Below are 23,127 nucleotides of genomic sequence, written 5' to 3' on the forward strand. Positions count from 1 at the left end.
TGTCGTATTTGCGTCTTAATATGCCCGATATCTTCCGCTTAAGGCGAGCATGGTGAAGAAATAAAGACAGTTATCGTAATAACGACGTTTTCCCTGGCGAAGCGGTGTGTTCCAGAATAACCGAACAAAATCATCTGCATGAGGGCCCTCTGCTGCCAGTGAAGCCATCGCATTGGTTGCCAGCAAACCTACAGGATGCAGTGCAGGTTCGTCAAAAGCCTCACCCTCGATCGTATACCGGCGATAATCCGCTACGTCGATATCACTGAAAAAGGCCTGAATCCGATTGGATTGTTCCACTTGCCACGGATCTTTACGGAACCATTCCCAGTCTAGGGCAATATTAGCTGCTACGCGATAGGCATCACTGTAAAAATGCCTGAAATCCCCGTGCGGCTGAATCGGAGCAGGAGTGCCGTCATAATTGGCGTATTCAGGCGAAAGCCCGGTTACCGGATGACAGGCTGTACGCAAATAAACCCGGCTTGCTTCGGCAGCTTCTTTCCAGAACGTCTGATCTGCTTCATTCGCGTATTCGGCAAACAGTTCATAGAAATGAGGAAGATGATAGGAAGGGTCGCTGAAAGGTAACTCTGGAATAAACTTGATTAGTCGGTTACTCGCTTCCCACATGGGATCGCCTTCACCTTGTTCTCCTTGATGCAGACAAGCATGTAGAATCTTCTGAGCTTGAGTTCTGTAATCATAAGGGGCCGGCCCATCACCCCAGCGATTCGAGGCAAAAAATAACGCCATGGCAAAGAACTCTTCACCATCAGGAGCAGGCCCCGGAGATAGACGGGTTCCATCCGGTTTGCAATGCCATGCAAAATAATCCTTGTATCGTCCTTCCGTATGTTGCATATAGGTATGAGCATAATTCCACAGACGATCAAATTCCTCTTTTTTATTCATCTGTACAGCCATCATCATGCCATAGGACATACCTTCGGAACGAACATCATCGTTACCCGTGTCCAACATATAAGCTTTGTCTTCGCCAACAGGATAGTAGATTCGTGTATGTTCATCTCCATAAAAAAGATCATTCCAAGTCTGTTCCAGCCTTGCGTTGATTTCTTCTTCGTAATACCCCGATTTGTGAAAAAGATTGACATATGTACCTGTCTCATAAGCGCCTTTTCCTGTGATATTCATGAGATCCTCCTTCTAAAATGCTTATATATGAAAGTATATCATTCGTAATACTACTCAAATTAAAGCGTTTACATGGAAAATTATAGGTGTGTTATTCCATCTATTTCCATTTTGTGATACGGATGATATATTTAGGCAAGTCCTATAGTTTATCAGGTTGTTGTTAAATTATGTAAGCGCTACACTCGGAGAGAAGGAACCGCCTGATATCGACATCAGTCAAGTCCAGGTTTCTTCACATGGCAATACTCAGAGTGTAAATTTTCGCTGGAAGGTTGGTGAGGATGTAACATGCTTGGCGATTCAGGAGATGTAGATGAGAATCAAGGAACCCATGCACCACGTGATCCCGTAGGAGTTACCGTTTCATCATTTGAGGCTGAATTTGATTATAACTCTCCGACTTATCTTGACATGATCGACAGATCACTCCTGAATTTGGGGAACAACGTCAGATTAAAGAGAGCGATCGAGAAAGCCAGACGTGGTGAATCTGTTGTCATTGCTTTTATTGGGGGATCGATTACTCATGGCGCTGGTGCAGCACCGATTCATCTCCAAAGTTATGCCTACCACTCTTATGAACACTTTAAAAAAATGTTCGCTTCGATGGACAGCAGTGCAGTAAAGCTGATCAAGGCGGGTGTAGGCGGGACGCCTTCGCAACTTGGCGTCATTCGTTATGAGCGGGATGTGCTCCGGGATGGCAGCGTGCAACCGGACATTGTCATTATCGAGTTTGCGGTAAACGATGCTGACGATGAGACGCGAGGAAACTGTTACGAAAGCTTAGTATTGAAAGCGCTTGCTTCTAGTGACGAACCAGCGGTCATCCTGCTTTTCAGTGTGTTTAAAAATGATTGGAATCTTCAGGATCGTCTCGCTCCTGTAGGCTTTCATTATGATCTGCCTATGGTGAGCATGAAGGATGCTCTTGTAGAGCAGTTTCAGAAGACGAAAGATGAAGGTGGCATAATAACCAAAGAGCAGTACTTCCATGATATTTATCATCCCACCAATGTGGGACATCGGATCATGGCGGATGCACTGGCGAATTTGTTTCGTGTAACAGATCGTACGAATCTCGATCAGAAAGAAGATGAATTAACGAAGTTACCTATTATTGGAAATGATTATGTGAATGTCAAACTGTTGGATCGGAAAAACGGGGAGCAGATCGGCCAGATTGAATCAGGAAGCTTCAGTCTCATAGACACAGAGCTCCAGATGACCGAGATGGACGATCATGATTATGGTACACCGCTTTTTCCGAACAACTGGATGTATGTTCCTGGCGAAACAGCTGGTGACAAAGGTTTCGAGCTGCATTTGCGGTGCAGCCGGCTCATCCTGATCTTTAAAGACTCGGACAGTGATAGCTTCGGAACGGCCCATATTAAAGTAGATGGTGAACTTGTCAAAGAGGCGGATCCGCACCGAGTGAACTGGACTCATTGCCATGCCATGCTTCTATTTAGTAACAAGGAAGTGGGGAAACATGTTATTGAGATTGACATGGCACCTGGACAGAAGGACAAGCAGTTCACCATTCTGGGTTTTGGTTACGTTGATTAGCGGGAACTTGATTTGAGGTTTAGAGGATTTTGCTAACCGTGAAAGGAGTAAGACCAATGATAGCTTCAGCATCTGCTGGTTTTGACCAGTATCGTGATAACATAACACGCGGCGTAGTTGAAACGATAGAGTATGATTCCAAGACGGTTGGCAACGTTCGTAAAGCGATGGTATATACGCCGCCAGGCTTTTCTTCGGAGCTTACCTATCCTGTACTCTATCTGCTGCACGGAATTGGAGGGGATGAGAAGGAGTGGCATACCTATGGTTCTCCTGCCATCATCCTGGACAACCTCTACACCGATCATCTCATCCAGCCGATGATTGTTGTTTGTCCTAATGGGCGTGCAATGTCTAACGACCTTGCGGAAGGCGACCTCTTTGATCCTGAGAAAATTCGGGCATTTGAACGATTTGAATCGGATCTTATTCAGGATCTTATCCCGTATATGGAGTCCCGTTACCCGGTAGCTCAAACAAGGGACAAAAGAGCCATTGCTGGCTTGTCTATGGGTGGAGGACAGTCTTTAAACATTGGACTACGTAATCTGGATCATTTTGCATGGGTTGGTGCTTTTTCAGCAGCGCCGAACACTAAAGCGCCGGAAGTACTTGTTCCAGATCCCGCTACAGCGACATCGCTTCTGTCATTGCTCTGGGTGTCTTGTGGTGATCAGGACAATCTGATTCAGATTAGTGTTGATGTTCATGAGTATATGAAGCAGCATGGCGTACCTCATATTTGGTATGAAGAAAGCGGAGGGCACGACTGGCCCGTATGGAAAAATGATCTGTATCTTTTTTCCCAGCGTCTCTTCAGGTAAGTGAATTAAAAAAATAAAATATCAGGAGGTTTTTCCCTATGTTCAAATTCGGCAAAAAATTGTTGACCGTTGTTCTTGCAGCTTCCATGAGTTTTGGTGTATTCGCCGCTACGACGGGTGCTACAGATTACTGGCAGAACTGGACGGATGGCGGGGGTTACGTTAATGCTGTGAACGGTTCGGGTGGTAATTACAGTGTCAATTGGCAAAATACAGGGAATTTCGTTGTTGGTAAAGGTTGGACTTACGGCACACCTAATCGTGTGGTTAACTATAACGCTGGTGTATTTTCACCTTCCGGCAATGGTTATCTGACGTTCTATGGCTGGACCCGTAACGCACTTATTGAATACTATGTGGTAGATAACTGGGGCACATACCGCCCGACAGGAACTTACAAAGGCACGATGACTAGTGACGGTGGTACGTATGACATCTATACAACCATGAGATACAATCAGCCATCTATTGACGGGTATTCAACATTCCCGCAATACTGGAGTGTTAGACAATCTAAACGTCCAATCGGTGTGAACTCCCAAATTACGTTCCAGAATCACGTAAATGCGTGGGCGAGCAAAGGAATGTACTTAGGGAACAGCTGGTCCTATCAAGTGATGGCAACTGAAGGATATCAAAGTAGCGGTAGCTCGAATGTGACTGTCTGGTAGTCGTCATTATCGTTTTTTTCCAGCCTAGATTCAAGCAAGACAGGTCTACGGATCTGTCTTGCTCTCAATTCCCGTTTTAAAGGAGACTTCCAGATGAGAAAGTGGATGGTATTTCTGCTCATCGCAACTGTTGTTGGATTAAGTGCTTGTTCGACAGGTGGCAGTACAACCGTGAGCGATGATCTTGTATTGGTAGAGGGTGGAGCATTTAAGAGCAGTAAAACCAGTTATAGCGGGAAAGATATCACACTGTCTGACTTTTATATCGGCAAATATGAAGTAACCCAGAAACAATGGGCTGACGTTATGGGAGACAATCCCTCTGGTTTTAAAGGTGAAGACCGGCCCGTGGAAAGAGTGAGCTGGTACGATGCAATCGAATACTGTAATGCACGTAGCATGAAGGAAAATCTCAAACCGTATTACACCATTGATAAAGAAACGATGGATACGAATAATAAGAATGAAAACGATAATGTCAAATGGACTGTAACCATCAATGAAGATGCGAATGGATATCGGCTGCCAACGGCAGAAGAATGGGAATATGCCGCAAGTGGCGGACAAAAGAGTGAGAATTTTACTTATAGCGGAAGCAACAATCCAGACGAAGTGGCGTGGTACTGGATGAATGCCGGTGAAAAACCGTTAACAGGAGATTGGAACTGGCCTGCCATTGAAAACAATCGGAATCAAACCAAGCCAGTCGGTCAGCAGAAGGCCAATGAACTAGGCGTTTATGATATGTCTGGTAATGTTAGAGAATGGTGCTGGGACTGGCACAGCCACCCGGAAACCCCGGATAACACTTGGAGAGTCAGCAAGGGAGGCGGCTGGGTCAGCAGTGTAAATACAGAAGAGATTTCATATCCAGGAAAATTCGATGCGAATGGCCTTGGTCCCGATCAGGGATTGCGAGTCGTACGTAGTAAATAACGAGGCCTGTTCATTTAAAATGGGCCTTCAGGCATTTCGCCTGGTAAAGGGAAGCAATCTTAAAAAATGAATATGAGTTCTTTAAACTTTGCTATAGTTCGTCCATTATGTAGCATATAAAATGGAAATACCAACCAATGTAAGCGCTTTACAAAAATAATTAAATCGATTAACTTGCTGTTGAATCTAAGAACGAAAAGGAGTTGTGTTCATTTGTTTACATGGTTGGAATCAAAGGTGGAGGTGTATTGATGAAGAGGAAGACATGGTTCACATTAATGGTATCGGGAGTGGTTTCATTATTTATTTCGGTAAGCGCTTTCGCGGGATGGGTGTTTTGGGAACCGTTAACGTATCACAATGCAAGTACCTGGCAGAAGGCGGATGGGTATTCCAACGGTTCCATGTTCAATTGTACGTGGCGGGCAAATAATGCTAATTTTACGAATGATGGCAAGCTGCGGTTGAGTCTGACAAGTCCTTCAAACAACAAGTTTGATTGTGGTGAATATCGGTCAACGAATACTTACGGGTATGGTCTGTACGAAGTAAGCATGAAGCCTGCTAAAAATACAGGAATTGTATCTTCTTTTTTCACCTATACCGGTCCTGCTCATGGCACACAATGGGATGAGATTGATATCGAGTTCCTGGGCAAAGACACAACGAAAGTCCAATTCAATTATTATACGAACGGCGTTGGAAATCATGAGAAAATCGTAAATCTGGGCTTTGATGCGTCCCAGGGATTCCACACGTATGCGTTTGATTGGCAGCCAGGTCACATTAAGTGGTACGTCGACGGTGTGCTTAAACATACGGCTACAACCAATATTCCGAAAACACCGGGTAAAATTATGATGAATATCTGGAATGGAACTGGCGTGGACGGATGGCTGGGGTCATATAACGGTGCTAATCCATTGCATGCCGAATATGATTGGGTGAAATATACAAGTAATTAACAGGAGCTTATGACTACTCAGGAGTAGCCATATAGCCACATGAAACAGAGGAGGGGATCTCATCCCATGCTCCTCTGTTTTTTATGTTCATTTTCAATCTTTACAGAACGAATAAAACGTAAGATGATGAAAGAAAAGGGCAAAATCGATCTCACTCGAGAGGATGGAAAAACATGAACATGAGTAACAACAACGATACCAATAACAATCAATCATCTGAGCAGTTTATCGAACTGTTGGGTCAACCATATGATGCTAAGCAGGTACAAACCTTACTGGAATCTTTCGGTGTAAAAAGAATAGCGAAGCCAGACGGTCCTTTTCAGGATGACATCATCTGGTCTGTTAAAGCATCTGTGCGTATTGATGTGTATCGCTCCCCCAAAATCAATACGTTAACCGGACGTGATGATCTCCCTGCGGATGAGTGGATCATTGGAGCGATTTATTTTCTTGCACCGGGTTCGGACGATCGAATTAAAAAACCGTTTGCAGGACAATTGCCCAAAGGCATAACGATGAATGCAACACCTGACGAATGGATTGAAGCATATGGTCAACCGGATATCTATGAGCAGGGTGACTGGCTTGGCGGCAGTGGCCCTTATCTGGCTTGGCGTAAATCCGACATCAATATTTCTGTTGAATATGAAACGGATGAGGACAGCAGTGTGATCACATGTGTTAAGTATTGCTTAATTGGCTGTATGGGCGCTTGGAAGAGTGATTACCCGGAAGTGTTTTCCCCCTAATTAACAAGAGAGACAGAAGTAAGACATTGTACTAATGCAACATATGTATTCACTTTTTAATATCCTAAATAAATACAATAAATGTTGCAATATTAGTATGGGCATCCATATGGTTCATTCATTATGATGGACTCTGTAGACAACATCACTACATACAGGGGGACACACAAGTTGAGAACAATCAGGAAAAGAAAGATTGGCGGTTTGGCTTTGGCCGGAATGTTGGCGCTTACAGCAGTTCTGAGCGGGTGTAACAGTGGAGCAAGTAAAGAGGCTGCACCGAGCACACCGAGTACTGCACTGGAATTGAAGGACGGGAAGTATGATCCACCCGTAAAACTTACTTATTTACGTCCTTGGGGACCCGAAATCAAATTCAAATCTGGTGAAGATCAGGACAATAACGTACACACGAAATGGGCAAAAGACAAGCTCGGCATTGAATTGAAAAATCAATGGGTGTCACCATCCACCAACAACGCGTTTGAAACGAAGCTTCGTCTGTCGCTGGCTTCCAATGCAGAAATGCCGGACATCATCTCGTATCGCGGCGACTTCAATCTGGCACGTGAGCTGATTGAAACGGGCAAGTTCGTCGATGCTGGAGAGTTGTTTGACAAATACGCAAGTGATACCTGGAAAGCTGCCGTGAATGAAGATCCTTCCGTATGGTATCCGTATATGCAGGATGGTAAACGAATTGGTATTCCGATTCTGGATTACTCCTACAACAGTGATCCAGTGATGTGGATCCGTGAGGATTGGATGAAGAAGTTTAATCTGAAAGCGCCCGAAACGCTGGCTGATCTTGAAGTGATCATGGATACGTTTACGAATAAAGACCCAGATGGCAATGGTAAAAAAGACACTTACGGTCTGACCATCGGATTCAAAAACTGGCTCAGCACATGGATGTCTGATGCTGGTTGGGTCTTCGGAGCCTATGGCACGATGCCAAATCAGTGGAATCTGAACGCAGAAGGCAAACTGGAGTATGGCTCTGTAAATCCAGGAGCAAAACAAGCTTTGGCAACACTGGCTGACTGGATGAAAAAAGGATACATTCCAGAAGAAGCCGGGGTCTATGATGAAACCAAAGCAGCAGAAGAGTTTACAGCAGGTAAAGCAGGAATTGTTGTCGGACCTCACTGGATGCCGTCATGGCCGCTCGAAGATGTGAAGAAAAACAATCCGGAAGCGGAGTACAAAGCTTACCCTATTCCATCTGGACCTGATGGCAAAGCAGGCAGACGCGGTACCGCGAACGACAACGGTGTAATTCTGATTAACAAAGATATGAAGAACCCGGAAGTCTTTTTCACATATCAAAACTATCTCTTTGATCACTATGCAAATCCAAAAGCAGGTGATGAATTCGAACACGGCTTCGCTGAAGGCTACGACTGGGCAATGAAAGACGGCAAAGTAACAACGGATGCTAGTGTGACAGGCGGTTATGCACCTGAGAAATACACATTAACGTTTGACGGTGCACGTATCCCGAGTCTGAACATGACTACGCTTGCGAAGTTTGCTAACGGTGAAGAAGCTACAACACCTTTCGAGAAAAAACTCAAGTCTGGTGTACCAGCACCAATGGTGGAAGCGGCGAAGATTGTTCAGGATCAAAAAGATATCGCATTAAAACAGATGTTCACAGGTGCACCAACGATGTCCATGCAAATGAACAACGACATCTTAACCAAAATGGAGAAGGACCTGTTCTCACAAATCATCTATGGTAAAGCTCCGGTTGATGCTTTTGATACGTTTGTAGAGAAGTGGAATTCTTCCGGTGGAGATCAAAATACGAAGGAAGTTAATGAGTGGTATCAATCCGTAACTAGCGGCAAGTAAGTACGAGCGAAGTAACTTGATTTTGTCCGTTATTTCATTCTAACCAAGCTGCTAAGGCAGGTAGAAAAATACAAAGAAAAGGCCTTGCTGGAAACATTCCAGCGAGGCCTTTTTGCTTCACACCGGCAGATTCTCTCTATATTCCTGCGGTGTCAGATCGTAAAACTTTTTGAATACCCGAATAAAATACGCCGTGTTGTTGTAGCCCACAAGCTCCGCAATTTCGAATACTTTGGCGCTGGATGAACGCAAATAGTATGCTGCTTTTTCCATCCGTAACCGATAGACATAGGCTGTCAGCGCTTCTCCAGTCTCTGCCTTATACACTTTGGAAAGATACACCGGGTGCAGATGGACATGATCGGCAATAGCCGGTAGGGAAACATCGGAAGCCAGATGCAAATCCACAAAGCTTTTGACACTGCGAACGATGGTGCTGTGATTATCCTTAAGCTCCTGTTCTGCGTCTTCACTGATGGAATGAAGTGTGCGGATCGACCAGTCTTTCAACTGCTGGGCGGTAGCATAGCTTGGAGCCTGAAAGTATTTATACGTTTCGGCAGGAAGGACAGAAGAGATCTGTTTTCCGTTCTTGTGGATGATATAAGCAAAGGCTCCAGCCAATGCATGATAAACCTCAATCGTTGTTTCCGCGATATCATGATGTTGGGCCGATTCGAGCAATTCTTCGAAAATGATCTCAATCTTCTGTTCCACATCGTCAAAGCGACCAGCTTCGAGAAGACTAATTAAGGTTGGGGGTTTGTACAGAGAGCGGATGGCAGGAAGGGGATGTACATCCTTATCATCTGATGCCGTAATGAACAAGCCCTGAGCATGTCCCATACGCTTCCGCATGGATCTGACAGCACTCTCATAAATCTCTCCGATCTCATTAGGAAACTTGCCCCAGTGAGAGACTGCGATTGAAATAGCCCCTTTTAAATATAACTGAACGTTTGTCTGAATTTGGGCAGCGTAATGTTCCAGCAAAGCTTGAGGTTTCTCCTCTTTGCTCACATTATGCATACCGCCTTTTTTGACACTAACCAGTACAACCAGATAATCATGGACATCCCGCGTATGCCACATATGAAAATGGTGCTGCGTCACCTCGCTGATAATGTTGCTAATGGCATACTGCATCAGTGAAAGATCATGGTCAGCCATCTCGGATAGATGCTCTTCCATTCGAATGACAAGCATGCCCAGCTCCTCACCTACCGAGTAGGGCAGATTTAGTAATTCCAGCTTGTCCGCGAGTGCGGAGGGGGTATAGGTTTTTCCTGTCAGCAATTCATGAAGCATCGTAGATTGCAATAACGGCAAGTTATCCTGGAATGCATGTAAGGCACGTTGATAGGAGGCCGCCGCTTCCCATTTTTGCTTGATCCGGTCAACGAGTCGCTGTACGGTTTCGATCAGATCTTCATCACTTACAGGCTTCAGCAAATAATCAAAGCTTTCCTGAGCCATCGCTTGTTTGGCGTATTCGAAGTCGGCAAAGCCCGAGAGTAAAATCGTCTGCACATGCGACCATTTTTCGTGAATTGCCGTGATTAATTCAATACCGGACATCTCCGGCATCCGAATGTCAGTGATTACGATATCAATATCATGATTCTCCATAATTTCCAGCGCTACAGCACCTGACAACGCTTCGTGTACAGTGCCGATTCCGCAGCTTTCCCACGGAATGGTCTCCGCCAGCGTTTCTACTACCGAACGTTCATCATCAACTAACAAAATCTGTAACATGTACTTCACCTACTCATTGATATTGTTGTACCATGTAATGCTTACTTTAACGCCTCCGCCAGGCGTATGTTCATAGCTTAGACCCGCATCTTCACCATACAAAAAAGACAAACGCTGATGAACATTCCAAGTTCCGCATCCCATGTTGCCATCAAGCGGTTTGTTCAGATTATCAACCAATTCTTGCATCTGATTCTTGGTCATACCCAGCCCGCTGTCCTCGACGGTGATCGTACACATTTCATCCGTATGATAACCCGTTATATTGATATGACCGTCTTCTGTACGGGGTTCAATGCCATGAATGATAGCGTTCTCAACGATAGGTTGTAAGCTCAAACGGGGTAACGTTTTATGAAGCATATCGTCCGGTACATCGATGGTAAAATGCATTCGCTCCAGCCGGAGTGCCTGGATTTGCAGGTAATTTTTCACCATGTTCAACTCTTCTTTGATGGTGGCCTGATCATTCTCCGACCTGGTGATGTATCGATAATACTCACCTAAATTAAGAGCCATCGCCACAACGGCTTTCTCATTTTTCATCCTCGCCATATTTTTGATGTAGAAGAGGCAATTGTATAGGAAATGCGGGTTAATCTGTGATTGTAACTGCTTCAGTGTGGCCTCACGTCTTCGGAGTTGTTCTTCGTACACATTCTCAATCAACTCCTGAATTCGCTGTGCCATGATGTTAAATCGTGCAAACAATAAACTGAACTCATTACGTGACGAATGATGTAATCGAACAGAGAAATCTCCGGTCGACAAACGGTTCGTTCCCTTCACCAATTGAAGCAATGGAAGCTGCACACTACGATACAGCACATACAACACAACAACACTCATGGCAATTAAAACGGCTATGGAAGCGTAGAAGAGATTGCGACTATTTGTGATCGGCCCTAGAATTTGCTGCATAGGCACGTAGTCAACATAGTACCATCCTAGACTGCCTGACTCTATGTACGAAACATAGTATTCTGTGCGGTCGAGCGTCGTGGTGAATCCGCCTTTTCCCTGCAACGACATCTCTTTCAGCTTGGACTGAATCGCAGTCAATGTGCCATTTCCACTACTGTTGCTAATTAAGCCAAACTCGGGATGGAACATAAAGGGGTCACCTTTGTTATTCAATTTGTTCTGATCCAGCATATTGATCAAATGATGTACTGGAAAGCTGATCTTGGTAATCAGTCTCGACTTCCCAGGGGTGTCAATCGCTGTCGTTGGATCGGTCGTGTACCACTCGAATTGATTATGCTTATATGCCCATGATTTCGAAAGTGGCTTGGAAAATTCATCCTCCGCATACGGGATATAAGCATAATAATCCGTAGAAATGACTTTTTGCAACCTTGGAAAATAAAGGGTGATGGTGGAATGCCATTTGCTGGCTGCATTATACAGATTCATCTTTTCAAGAATAGCGCTTCCAACTTTGACACGTTCATAAGGCACATCTGTGTAATCCGGCCGCTGATATTCCTGTATGCTCGAATCTTGCCCAATGGACATTCCATAGAGAGATAGTTGGTAGATATTGGATTCTACAGAATCGGCAAAAGTGGACAAATGATTCATAGTATTGTTCTGAATTTCGTGTTCGATCACCCGTACACTTTCCCGGTTCGAATAGGTGTACAGAAACAAAACCAGGACAAGCAATGCTACAAATAACAGTGTAATTTTGGTAAAGACATTCAGACGAGCGAACAATGCGTGGCCTCCTCAACTCATTAAAATATTGTTATCGTTGTTGCAATATTAGGATATAGATTGCTAATAACCGTTGCTATAATTTTAATATACAAGTTCATATCCACTTGTAAAATACAAATTTTAGAACATGGGGGATGTAGGGGTGAAGGAACATACGTTAGAAACGCCTCGCAAAGGGCGTGCCATCAAGGCAAGACAGCGCTGGAACATGCAACGGAATTGGTCCTTGCATATGATGCTCGTACCAGCGGTTTTGCTGGCAATTGTATTTCAATACATACCAATGGGCGGGATTGTGATTGCTTTCCAGGATTTTAAACCATACCTCGGATTTACCGAATCCAAATGGGTAGGTTGGGATAATTTCAAGTATTTATTTTTATACCCGGACGTAGGCCAGGTCATCTGGAATACACTGGTGATTGCATTTTTCAAAATTATCGCAGGTTTAGTTGCTCCATTTCTGTTTGCGATTTTGTTAAACGAAGTTCGTATATCTGCTTTTAAAAGGGTCAGTCAAACACTGGTGTATCTGCCGCATTTTCTGTCATGGGTTATCCTGGGCGGAATATTGCTCGATATTCTCTCGCCGCAGGGCGGTATGGTGAATAAACTGGTCGTTGCACTGGGCGGAGATCCGATCTTTTTCCTGGGGGATGGAACATGGTTTCGGATAACACTCATTGTTAGTGATGTCTGGAAAGAATTTGGCTTCGGCACGATTGTATTTCTGGCTTCTCTGTCCGGTATTAATCCGGCACTGTACGAAGCTGCGGAAGTGGATGGCGCAAACCGGTTCAAGCAAACGCTGTTCATTACGATTCCTGCCCTGATGCCGATCACGATCGTACTCATGACACTCTCGATCGGAAACATTTTGAATGCTGGGTTCGATCAGGTGTTCAACCTGTACAACCCGCTCGTTTATGACAAAGGTGATATCATCGATACCTTCGTATACCGTCTTGGTATCCTGAACGGCAAAATGAGCTTTGCAACGGCTGTAGGACTTTTCAAATCTGTCGTGGCAACCATTCTGATCGTTATCTCATATCGCATGGCTTACAAATTGGCGAATTATCGCGTGTTCTAGTAGAGAGGAGAAAAGGGCTTGTATTACAAAACAAAAGGCTATCGAATATTCAGCGTTGCGAACTATATTTTCCTGGGCGTCTTATCACTGCTTTGCATTCTGCCCATCATTCATATTTTGGCCGTTTCGTTCAGTAGCATGGCACCGGCCTCATCCAATCTGGTCGGCTTCTGGCCGATTGGCTTTACGACAGATGCATATGTCAAAACGTTCGGTAATTCCAATTTCATTAATTCCTTGCTGGTCTCGGTTAAACGAACAGTCATTGCTACTATAATCGGTATGGTGATTATGCTTCTGACAGCTTTTCCGCTGTCGAAGGAAGATCTGAATTTCAAAGGCCGCTCGATCTACACCTGGTTCTTTGTATTTACGATTTTGTTCAGCGGAGGTCTGATTCCAAGTTACATCCTGGTGCAGAAGCTGGGTCTGATGGATACGATCTGGGCGCTGGTACTGCCAGGTGCACTGTCCGTGTGGAATGTTATCCTGATGATGAACTTCTTCCGCGGTCTGCCTAAAGAGCTGGAAGAAGCGGCTTACCTGGATGGGGCAGGTCATATTAAAACGCTCGCGCTGGTTTATATACCGCTGTCCATGCCAGCGATTGCAACCTTGTCATTGTTTACCATGGTAGGTCAGTGGAACTCTTGGTTCGACGGCATGATCTATATGTCCGATGTCAAAAATTATCCGCTGGCTTCCTTGCTACAAACCATTATCGTGCAACAAGACCTCAGTAAAATCAACGTGGACCCGTCCATGCTGGAGAATGTTTCCCAGCGTACGGTTCGCGCAGCACAGATTTTCATCGGGGCATTGCCGATCTTGGTCATATATCCATTCTTGCAACGCTTTTTCGTTAAAGGTATCGTCATTGGGGCAGTAAAAGAGTAGTACTGCCCTGCAAGTGACCACACATTCTAGGGAGGAATATGAGTGAAAAAAGGGTTGGCTTGTCTCGTAGCAGGAAGCATGATGGTTTCACTAACAGCTCCGGCAGTAGTCGGGGCAGAACAGATGAAGCAACAAACGGTAACGGAGCAGGGGCAGGCATCAGGCCTGCTTCGGGCGCCGTACAAAGATTTGCAGGGACATTGGGCTGAAAATGCTGTGATGCGTATGCAGGTTATGGCGCTAACTAAAGGTTATGCGGATGGCACATTCAGACCGAGTGAACGTATCAGCCGTGCCGAATTTGTTGTGATGCTTGATCGGGTGTTCGGATTCGCGGGAGGCTCAGGAGCGGCGTCATACACAGATGTTAGTGAAAAAGACTGGTATTATGATGCAGTCACACGGGCAAGCGGATCAGGCATTATTCAGGGAACCGATGCATCACATCTGTCTCCCCAGCTTCCGATTACCCGGCAGGATGCTGTCGTGATGGCAGATCGTGCGTTTCAGTTATCGACAGGCAGTGAGAATAAAGCGCTTGATTCTACATTTAAAGACGAAAAAGATGTAGCTGAATACGCAAGAAATGCGATGAACTACTTCGTAAATAATAAAATTGTAAACGGATTCAATGGAAATCTAACACCTGAATCCAACATTACGAGAGCGGAAGCTGCTACGATGATGTCTACTTTGATAGCAGATATTCATAGCAAACCCGGCACCTATGAATCCAATGTAGACGGAAATCTGATTGTCCGCTCAACAGATGTGACGCTGAAAAATATAACAGTTAACGGAAACTTGTTACTTACTGAAGCCATTGGAGAAGGTACAGTGATGCTCGACGGAGTAACGGTCACTGGAAGTGTAATCGTGAAGGGCGGAGGAAGCCACTCGATCGATATTCATAACTCCAAATTGAATCGAGTTGTGGTCGACAAAAACGGGAGTCCAGTACATGTGAAGATCAGAGGGACAACACAGGTTGAAGAGCTATTTGTCGAACGCAAGGCTACAGTTGAATTGTCTGCCGAGAGTACAATTAATACTTTAAAGGTAAATAGTAAAGCCCGTAATACGATGATTGACAGCAAAGGTAAAATCAAACTGTTGGACGTAGATGCCACCAACGTATTGCTAAATGGGAAAGCGGTTGCACCAGGGCAATATAAGGATAACATTACGTCTGGGACAGGACAGTCCGAGCAACCAAACACTGCTACACCAGGTACTTCTAACGGTGGCAGTAGTTCTAGCTCAGGCGGGGGCGGATCTTCCAATTCAGGAGGAACGACACCATCCGTTCCGGGCACTCCTTCAGGTGAAAAACCAATTCCGGCAACAACGATTCCGGATGAGCAGTGGGAAATGGTCTGGAATGATGAATTCAATGCGCCTTCCGTGGATGCATCCAAATGGACCGTTCAGGATACGGAGCTTGTGTACAACAATGAGTTGCAATATTACAGCCCGAATAACACACGTATTGTGAAGGATGGCAACCGCAATGTGTTGCAGATTGAAGCAAAGCGGGAGCAGAAGGGCAGTAAAAATTATACATCCGGCAAACTGATTACGAAAGAGAAGGGCGACTGGACGTATGGAAAAGTGGTTGTGAGAGCGAAGCTTCCTATCCAGCAAGGCATGTGGCCAGCAATCTGGATGATGCCTACGGATGAAGCGCATTATGGTGGATGGCCTGCTTCCGGTGAGATTGACATAATGGAGCTGATTGGCGGCCAAAACAAAGATCATGAAATCTACAGCACGATCCATTACGATTCAAAGAAACCAGACGGCTCTCACGGACATGATCAGGGCAAATTTACATTGCCACAAGGTGAATCATTTGCTGATGAATATCATGATTTTCAGGTGGAATGGTTACCTGGTATGATCCGGTTCTATGTAGATGGCAAACTGCATCATCAGATTAACAACTGGCAGACAACAGCGGCTGGACAGCCGGAAAGCTACACGTTCCCTGCACCGTTTGATCGCCCGTTCTATCTCATTCTCAACCTTGCGGTTGGCGGAGACTGGCCGGGATCACCGGAGAATGATTTTGTTTCCGAGAAGATGAATGTGGATTTTGTACGCGTGTATTCATATAAAAATATGGATCAATGGCCTGACGTGACTTCCAGTCCGATTGAGCCTGAGAAACAGCGCGCACCGCAAGCGGACGGTAACCAGATTTACAATGAACGCTTCACCAAAGGTGCAGATGCAAATGGTGTTCCTGCGGACTGGAAGTTCATTACAAATGCTGGCGGAGAGGGCAAGGTTGAAGTTGTCGATGATCCGATGAAAGACAAAGTTGCCAAAGTAACAATCGCCAAAGCAGGAACGGAAACGTATTCGGTTCAGTTAACTCAAATGCCGATGTATATCAAGAAAGACAAAAAATATAAAGTTCAGTTTGATGCAAAAGCTTCTGCAAACCGGATTATCCGCTCCAAAGTAACTCAGTTTGAGAAAAGCTGGACGAATTACTCTGAAGAAATAGCATTTTCAGTCACAACGGATTGGCAGCCGTATGAATACGAATTCAACATGCGTAATGGTTCCGACAACAATGCACGCTTCGAATTTAATCTGGGATTAAACGAAGGCGAAGTATCGGTAACCAACGTGAGACTGACAGAGATTGGGGAGGCTGACCCACTCCCAGTGGAACGAAAAGCACTCCCGGATGGCAATTACGTATTCAATGGTACATTTGATCAAGGGAAACAACGGCTCGGCTTCTGGAACACTGAAATTCAGTCCGATGCTGAAGCACAGGTATCCGTCAATAACTTCTTGAAATTCCCGATCATGGAGAGACAACTCGTTGTCGATGTGAAGAAAACAAATGGTCAACCTGAGCAGGTAGCTGTTGTTCAGCCCGGTATGAAGTTAGAAGGTAACACGACCTACGGGTTCTCGTTTGATGCCAAGGCAGATACGACAGGCGTTATGGATATCGGTTTATCTACCGAGGAGGGCCATAACGTGCAAGTTAATCAAGGCCAGCAGATTCAGATTGGGTCTGATATGAAAACATACACTGGTGAAATTGTGATCGGAGAAGGTGAAGCTACAGCAACATCTACATTAAAGCTTTTATTTGGCGGGGCTACTGGCAAGCTTTATGTAGATAATGTGCGGCTGACGAAACGTGGTAAACCGGTAGCGATTCAGAATTATACTCATATTCCTGCCGCAGATGCTTACGTGATGCAGGGATTACAGCTTGAGAATTCCGATGAAGGCGGCGAGCATGTTAGCTATATGGATGAAGGGGATCTACTTCAATTCAAAATTACTGCAGCGAATGAAGGTGCATATGCCTTCTCCACACGGATGGCAAGTGCAAAAGCTGATGCAAAGGTACGTTTTACAGTCAAAGATGAAGAAGGCTATACCGTTGCAAGTTCTAATCTTACGTTAGGAGATACTGGCGGCTGGCAAACATATAAAACGGTATATTTTCCGTCGGTATCTTTGAAAGCAGGAACAACGTATTACGTGAATTTTGAAGGAAACGAGTACAACACACGCTGGCTGGACATCTCTCGTAGTATAGTAAAGAATGGCGAGTTGAGTACAGCAACATCGGATTGGATGGTACCTGCTAGTGTCACTACGGCGACATATAGTAACGACCAAGGCATTAGCTTAACTGTACCTGGTACAACCCAGAATTGGTGGGATGCTATATTACAGCAAGGACAGCTAGCGCTTGAAGCAGGGAAAACGTATCGTCTAAGCTTTGATGCTTCGGCTACAGTACCGAAACCAATGCAAGTGGTTGTGTCACAAACGGGAAGTGATGATGTGAAGTATTTGGAGCAGGCAGCTGAACTGGCCACAACGAAACAGCCATATGCCTATACCTTTACGATGGGAGATACTGCGGATGAGGCGGGTTTATTAAACTTCGGCCTGGGTAATTCACTGGAGCCGGCAGCCGAACATGTGGTATCCATTCAAAATGTAATGCTGTTCGAGGTCAACCCCGGCGCAGACGAGGGTGGGCAACCTGTACATGTCAATCTCATCAAAAATGGTGACTTTACGCAAGGAACGAACGGCTGGTTCCCGTATGCGGCCAGCAATAAGCCGGAAGACTTGATGCTTAGCGCTGACAATCAGAAGTTGCAGGCTCGGATTGGGCAAGTTGGGGAGAATCCATGGGACCGGCAGTTGATTCAGGAAGGCTTTGCCATGCAGCAAGGATACACATATAAACTGACATTCAAAGCAAAAGCGGATAAAGCACGCAAGCTGGGTGTTGGGATTGGATGGGTAGATGTTGATGCAAACTATAAATGGACTGGATTCTACGGTGATCGAATGGATTTGACCACTGAAGAACAAGAGTTCACATTTACGTTCCAGGCGACAGAGGCGAGTTATGCGAACAGCCGGATTGTGTTTGACATGGGTAAGATCGACGGTACTGAGCAAGCCGATACCACGATTACACTATCGGATGTTCAGCTGGTTAATATGGGGAAGACACAATAAAACGTTATTATAAGATGTAAAGGAACGATGATTAATGGAGATGTTCCCAAATGTAAGACAATTATCAAGCATATAGTCCAAGAAGTGACGAAGCGGAGATTATCTGCTCGTCCTTTTTGCTTTGTGAATCCTTGGAAATTCCCTTCCATTGACAAATGAATACGTTTTAATTTATTTTTAAATATTGTTGACAATCTATTTTTCTAGTAACTATAATTTATATTGTTTTGCCTAATTCATTCGTCAGTCACTTTTAAGGGGTTCCACCTGTGCGCGAAGCTCCTTCTCAAGAAACTGTCTACAGCGCCTGATATCTTTGCGCCCTTAAAACTTTATCAAGGAGACTGAGTAGAATCATGAAAGTATTAATTGTGGAAGACTCGATTTTTGTGCAGAAATTGATGAGCAAGTTGATTAGCGATCATATTCCGGATTGCGAAATTCGAACGGCCACCAACGGAGAAGACGGTTACCAACTTTATCAAGATTACAAACCTGATTTGATAACAACAGATCTTTTGATGCCAGGACTGAATGGTCAGGATATGTTGCGTTTGATTCGAGAGAATGATCAGAATGTCAAAATTATTATTTTGTCTGCCGATATTCAGAAGGCTACCCGTGAGGAAGTGGAGGAGCTGGGCATTTCAGGATTCCTGAATAAACCTTTAACTGCAGAAAGAGCAGGTACATTGCTCCAAATGATTCAGGTGGCACGTTATGCTGAATGAGCTACAAAAAGATCTGCTTACTGAACTTGTCAATGTTTACGTCGGACAAGCTGCTAATATGTTATCGGAAATTGTAGACAAACATATTGTACTCAATATCCCCGAGGTTGATCTAATCTCCATTAAAGAAGTAGACCCCGAGGATCGTAGGTACAACATTTTATTTGCGGAAGGCCATCTCTTTCGGTCATCGTTGCAGTTCGGGTATCAGTTCCAAGGCAAAGCTTTCCTGATGTTTCCTGCCGAGCAGGCAAAAGTGTTAGCGAATATGTGTCTCGGAGAATTGACAGAGAACGTGGATGCAAACGATTGTCTATTAATGGATACGGATCTCGATGTGTTGCAGGAAATCAGCAATGTGCTGCTCAATGCCATTATTGGCGAATTCGGAAATTTTCTCGAAATAAAGCTGGAGTATGTACTGCCTGATATTGAGCTGCTTCATGTTACACGAACTGACCCGCAAATTTTGCTTCAGAATGAAGTGTACATATTGGTGTTGCATACCTCCTTTTTACTTGCGGATACAGATATAAAAGGAATTATCGTTATTGCATTGAGCATGGATTCCATCTCCAGTCTGCTGGATAAGATAAATGCTCTACTGGGAGGATAACCATGGATAATCTCATTGTACAGGCGCTGAACAAAACCAAAATGGGCATTATGATTGTCGACAAACAATTGAAAATTCTCGTGTGGAACGGCTGGTTGGAACGTTTAACAGGTATGCTCGCTGCAGACGTGCTGGGTAAAAACCTGCTCGAGATTTGCCCCAGATTCAAGGCTAATATGTACATGAACATCATACAAAATGCGCTGTATCACGGGCAGAGCAGATTCTGCTCCAGCGCTTTACATAAATCTTTTGTCCTTCCGAAGGATGGAGGAGATGAGAGTTTTTACAGACAGAATCTGCATGTTGAACCCCTTTATGAAAATGATCACAGTTATGCACTGCTGCAGATTAGCGACACAACCAATACGAGCACTCGCGTGTACAAACTCAAAAACCTGATTAAGGAACTGGATACGGAGTATACCAAGATCAAAGTTTCCGAGAAAATCAGCAAACATCTTTCATTGCATGATTCCTTGACAGGTCTTCCTAATCGTTTAGCCTTTAAAGATCGTCTTGCATGGGCTGTCAGCAATGCGCTAAGAAGTGAGTCGCGGTTTGCAGTAATGTATATCGATACGGACGGGTTCAAACAGATTAATGATACCTATGGTCATGATATAGGTGATCAGGTGTTAATGGAAGTTTCCCGTCGATTGAAGGGCAATATTCGTAGTACGGATTGCGTAGCAAGACTGGGAGGTGACGAATTCAGCATTATCTTGAACCAGCTTAAGGAAGATGATGATGCGGAGATCGTTGCCAGGAACTTGACTGCTGCGTTTGAAGCCCCGATTCATGTTAATGCCATTGAGATCCATCTGTCTGCCAGTATTGGCATCAGTCTGTTTCCAAAGCATGGACAAGATGCAACGGAACTTCTCAAACTTGCGGATATGGCCATGTACAGAATCAAGAAAAATGGAAAGTGTGGTTATGCCTTCTTTCATCCTGAGCTGGATCAAGTCTGGTAATATATTGTTCTTTTATAAGCGTCTGCTTCCAATCCTTATAAAATATATGATCAACCTCTCAAAGTTGCTATTCTGGCAACTTTTTTTGTTAGGCTTCATAGAGAAGCTGTTCATTAGCTCGCTTGTTAGCAGGAGTCCTTAAGTAACTGACGAAGTGAAGAAAGGTAGGGTCAATACATGGGTAGAATCACGAAATAACAGACAAGAGAGGATGACAATGATTGGTGACGAAGCTAGAGATGGAAGAGTTGTTTACTGTGCACGTTAAGATTGAAAATTCAATTGAGCTAAAGAGCGCAGAGGGAGACTCAGTAGTGATGATTATGTTTACAGGACATGTCACCGGAACCTGTTTCGAAGGCTTCGTTCGTGAGGGAGGCGTGGATACACAAATTATTGGAAAAGCGGGAGGACGTCACAGCTTGTCAGCCAGATATATGTTACAGGGACAAGATTATACGGGGCAAGCTTGTGAGATGTACATCGAAAATAATGGGTATATCGGAGAAGTAAAGGGTGACATGCTGTTTCGCACCTCACCTCGAATTATAACCAACAGTCAGGCGTTATCATATTTGAACGTGGATGCGCTTATTGGTGAGGGTTATCCGGCAGAGGGCGGTGTAGATATTAAGATTTTCAAGGTGAAGTCATAAGTTTAAGTCGCTGAAGGGAACGGCGGTGCGTGAACACATCTTGCAAAATTGGTTGAGACACTTTATATCTCGAAAGCGTTGTTATGGCAAACAACGCTTTCTTCATGTTTAACAGCATGTATTCACGGAAGTAACCCATGTTAATAAAGTTTGTTTTTCTCATCGTTTCAATATTCTTCGAATCAGCATAATCAACATACAATTTGAAATGTCAAAAACATGTTGACTGTTCGACCAAACAGTTTTAAGATAAGGACATAAATTGACTGTTCAACCAAACAGTATTGGAGTTGAAATTAAATGTCTAAGCAACAATCCGAAAATCAAGATGAGCGCAGAAACGCCATTTTACAAGCGGCCTTTACATTGTTCGGTCAGGTGGGCTATACAAAAGCTACCATGAAAGAAATTGCAGCCAAAGCTGGCGTGGCACAAGGACTGATCGGCTACCATTTTACTACGAAAGAAACACTTCTGGTGGAGGTTGTGCGGGAATGGATGATTAACCGGGGGATGAAGGAAGCCCTGCAACAATTGGATATGTCAGCACAACCTGCAGCATTGCTCCAGCAAGCGTTACAACACGTCGTTGAATTTCGTAAAACAAACCCGGAGTGGTTTACACTGTTAATCAGTCTCTGGACGGAAAGTGTCAGTAATGAGAAACTCGCGCACGAGTTAGTAAAGCTCTATCAAGAGATGAAATCGGGTATTCGATTAATCATTGATCGGTTGGATCTGCCTCTGGACGAAGGTGAAAAAGAAACCTTCGCAGTCTTAATTCAAGCTGTGTTCGACGGATTAACGCTACAATCGCCTGTATTGCTGTCAGCCCAGCCGCTCTCACATGAACAGGTATCCCGGGGCATTGGGTGGATGCTGAGTGGAATGAAATCTCCCAATGGAGAACATAAAAATCAAAATAAATTACATTTAAACAAAGGAGATCAAACCAAATGACTAGATTATGGATTCGATTAGAGGGTTTGCTGGTGCTCGCAGCAGCGACAACGATTTACTTTTACAATGATTATTCCTGGTGGCTCTTCCTGCTGTTGCTTCTCGTCCCGGATGTGTTCATGATTGGCTACGTAGCTAACAATAAACTGGGCGCACTAATCTACAATGTGGGACATACGTACATTATTCCTATGGTATTTTTGGCAGCGGGGTACGTGTTGAAAATGGAAGTACTGACGTTGATCAGCTTCATCTGGATCGCTCACATTGGTATGGATCGCATGTTTGGTTTTGGTTTGAAATATGAAACGGAGTTTAAGGATACCCATCTCCAGCGTGTATAATCTAATAGGGTATCTATGATAGATTAGTATTTTTACTTTAAAAATAGACACCCGAAAAAGGATCTCTCTCACATCATCGAGATGTTTAAAATGTACCCTATAAGATGGACACTTAAA

The 23,127-nt window shown here is 44.4% G+C and carries 19 protein-coding genes; 16 read left to right on the top strand and 3 right to left on the bottom strand.

All coding sequences use genetic code 11. The annotated features are described in order from the left end of the window. Positions 1–15: 15 nt before the first annotated feature. Positions 16–1,158, bottom strand: coding sequence for a family 8 glycosyl hydrolase (locus H7T88_RS12855; protein WP_221788767.1), 1,143 nt, complete (start codon positions 1,156–1,158; stop codon positions 16–18). Positions 1,159–1,449: 291 nt separating this feature from the next. Between H7T88_RS12855 and H7T88_RS12860 the strand changes: the two genes are divergently transcribed. The 7 genes from H7T88_RS12860 (at position 1,450) to H7T88_RS12890 (ending at position 8,738) form a co-directional block, all read left to right on the top strand. Continuing rightward, entirely contained in the window at positions 1,450–2,733 is a 1,284-nt protein-coding gene (locus H7T88_RS12860) for an SGNH/GDSL hydrolase family protein (RefSeq protein ID WP_221788769.1), read from the top strand. Between the two features lie 56 nt (positions 2,734–2,789). Next, positions 2,790–3,557 carry an alpha/beta hydrolase gene (locus H7T88_RS12865; protein ID WP_221788771.1) on the top strand — a complete coding sequence of 256 codons (768 nt, stop codon included), beginning with the start codon at positions 2,790–2,792 and terminating at the stop codon, positions 3,555–3,557. A 38-nt stretch (positions 3,558–3,595) separates the two neighbouring features. Further along, positions 3,596–4,228, top strand: a complete 633-nt coding sequence (xynA, locus tag H7T88_RS12870; protein ID WP_154889082.1) for an endo-1,4-beta-xylanase XynA — start codon at positions 3,596–3,598, stop codon at positions 4,226–4,228. Positions 4,229–4,321: 93 nt separating this feature from the next. Further along, positions 4,322–5,164 (top strand): formylglycine-generating enzyme family protein, encoded by an 843-nt coding sequence (locus H7T88_RS12875; RefSeq protein WP_221788773.1) that lies wholly within the window; start codon positions 4,322–4,324, stop codon positions 5,162–5,164. Positions 5,165–5,415: 251 nt separating this feature from the next. Next, complete coding sequence (gene bglS / locus H7T88_RS12880; RefSeq protein ID WP_090916502.1) at positions 5,416–6,129, top strand: beta-glucanase; 714 nt, start codon at positions 5,416–5,418, stop codon at positions 6,127–6,129. Positions 6,130–6,302: 173 nt separating this feature from the next. Next, on the top strand, positions 6,303–6,881 hold the full coding sequence (locus H7T88_RS12885) for a hypothetical protein (RefSeq protein ID WP_260510878.1): 579 nt from the start codon (positions 6,303–6,305) through the stop codon (positions 6,879–6,881). 219 nt (positions 6,882–7,100) lie between these two features. After that, entirely contained in the window at positions 7,101–8,738 is a 1,638-nt protein-coding gene (locus tag H7T88_RS12890) for an extracellular solute-binding protein (RefSeq protein ID WP_186809677.1), read from the top strand. A 117-nt stretch (positions 8,739–8,855) separates the two neighbouring features. On the opposite strand, the gene H7T88_RS12895 is transcribed toward H7T88_RS12890, so the two are convergent. Continuing rightward, complete coding sequence (locus tag H7T88_RS12895) at positions 8,856–10,496, bottom strand: response regulator (protein ID WP_090915981.1); 1,641 nt, start codon at positions 10,494–10,496, stop codon at positions 8,856–8,858. Between the two features lie 9 nt (positions 10,497–10,505). Further along, complete coding sequence (locus H7T88_RS12900; protein WP_221788775.1) at positions 10,506–12,215, bottom strand: sensor histidine kinase; 1,710 nt, start codon at positions 12,213–12,215, stop codon at positions 10,506–10,508. A 145-nt stretch (positions 12,216–12,360) separates the two neighbouring features. On the opposite strand from H7T88_RS12900, the gene H7T88_RS12905 reads away from it, so the two are divergent. The 9 genes from H7T88_RS12905 (at position 12,361) to H7T88_RS12945 (ending at position 23,010) form a co-directional block, all read left to right on the top strand. Continuing rightward, the gene (locus H7T88_RS12905; protein WP_423246133.1) at positions 12,361–13,311 is read left to right on the top strand and encodes an ABC transporter permease; all 951 of its coding nucleotides are present in this window, start codon (positions 12,361–12,363) and stop codon (positions 13,309–13,311) included. 18 nt (positions 13,312–13,329) lie between these two features. Further along, entirely contained in the window at positions 13,330–14,208 is an 879-nt protein-coding gene (locus H7T88_RS12910) for a carbohydrate ABC transporter permease (protein WP_221788779.1), read from the top strand. A 42-nt stretch (positions 14,209–14,250) separates the two neighbouring features. Further along, the gene (locus H7T88_RS12915) at positions 14,251–18,726 is read left to right on the top strand and encodes a carbohydrate binding domain-containing protein (protein ID WP_221788781.1); all 4,476 of its coding nucleotides are present in this window, start codon (positions 14,251–14,253) and stop codon (positions 18,724–18,726) included. 356 nt (positions 18,727–19,082) lie between these two features. After that, positions 19,083–19,457 (top strand): response regulator transcription factor, encoded by a 375-nt coding sequence (locus H7T88_RS12920; RefSeq protein ID WP_090915992.1) that lies wholly within the window; start codon positions 19,083–19,085, stop codon positions 19,455–19,457. Continuing rightward, entirely contained in the window at positions 19,447–20,073 is a 627-nt protein-coding gene (locus tag H7T88_RS12925; RefSeq protein ID WP_090915994.1) for a chemotaxis protein CheC, read from the top strand. Before H7T88_RS12920 ends, H7T88_RS12925 begins: the two co-directional genes overlap by 11 nt. A gap of 2 nt (positions 20,074–20,075) precedes the next feature. Then, entirely contained in the window at positions 20,076–21,050 is a 975-nt protein-coding gene (locus H7T88_RS12930; protein WP_221788783.1) for a sensor domain-containing diguanylate cyclase, read from the top strand. A gap of 224 nt (positions 21,051–21,274) precedes the next feature. Beyond that, a complete protein-coding gene (locus H7T88_RS12935; protein WP_312027618.1) occupies positions 21,275–21,706 on the top strand; it encodes a DUF3237 family protein in 432 nt (143 codons plus the stop codon). A 300-nt stretch (positions 21,707–22,006) separates the two neighbouring features. Further along, positions 22,007–22,666: a TetR/AcrR family transcriptional regulator gene (locus H7T88_RS12940; protein ID WP_221788785.1), complete on the top strand. Its 660-nt coding sequence runs from the start codon at positions 22,007–22,009 to the stop codon at positions 22,664–22,666. Then, positions 22,663–23,010, top strand: coding sequence for a DUF4260 domain-containing protein (locus tag H7T88_RS12945; RefSeq protein WP_154889033.1), 348 nt, complete (start codon positions 22,663–22,665; stop codon positions 23,008–23,010). Before H7T88_RS12940 ends, H7T88_RS12945 begins: the two co-directional genes overlap by 4 nt. The last annotated feature ends 117 nt before the right edge of the window (positions 23,011–23,127 follow it).

The organism is Paenibacillus cucumis (ex Kampfer et al. 2016), from assembly GCF_019748695.1.
GTDB classification, from domain to species: domain Bacteria; phylum Bacillota; class Bacilli; order Paenibacillales; family Paenibacillaceae; genus Paenibacillus; species Paenibacillus polysaccharolyticus.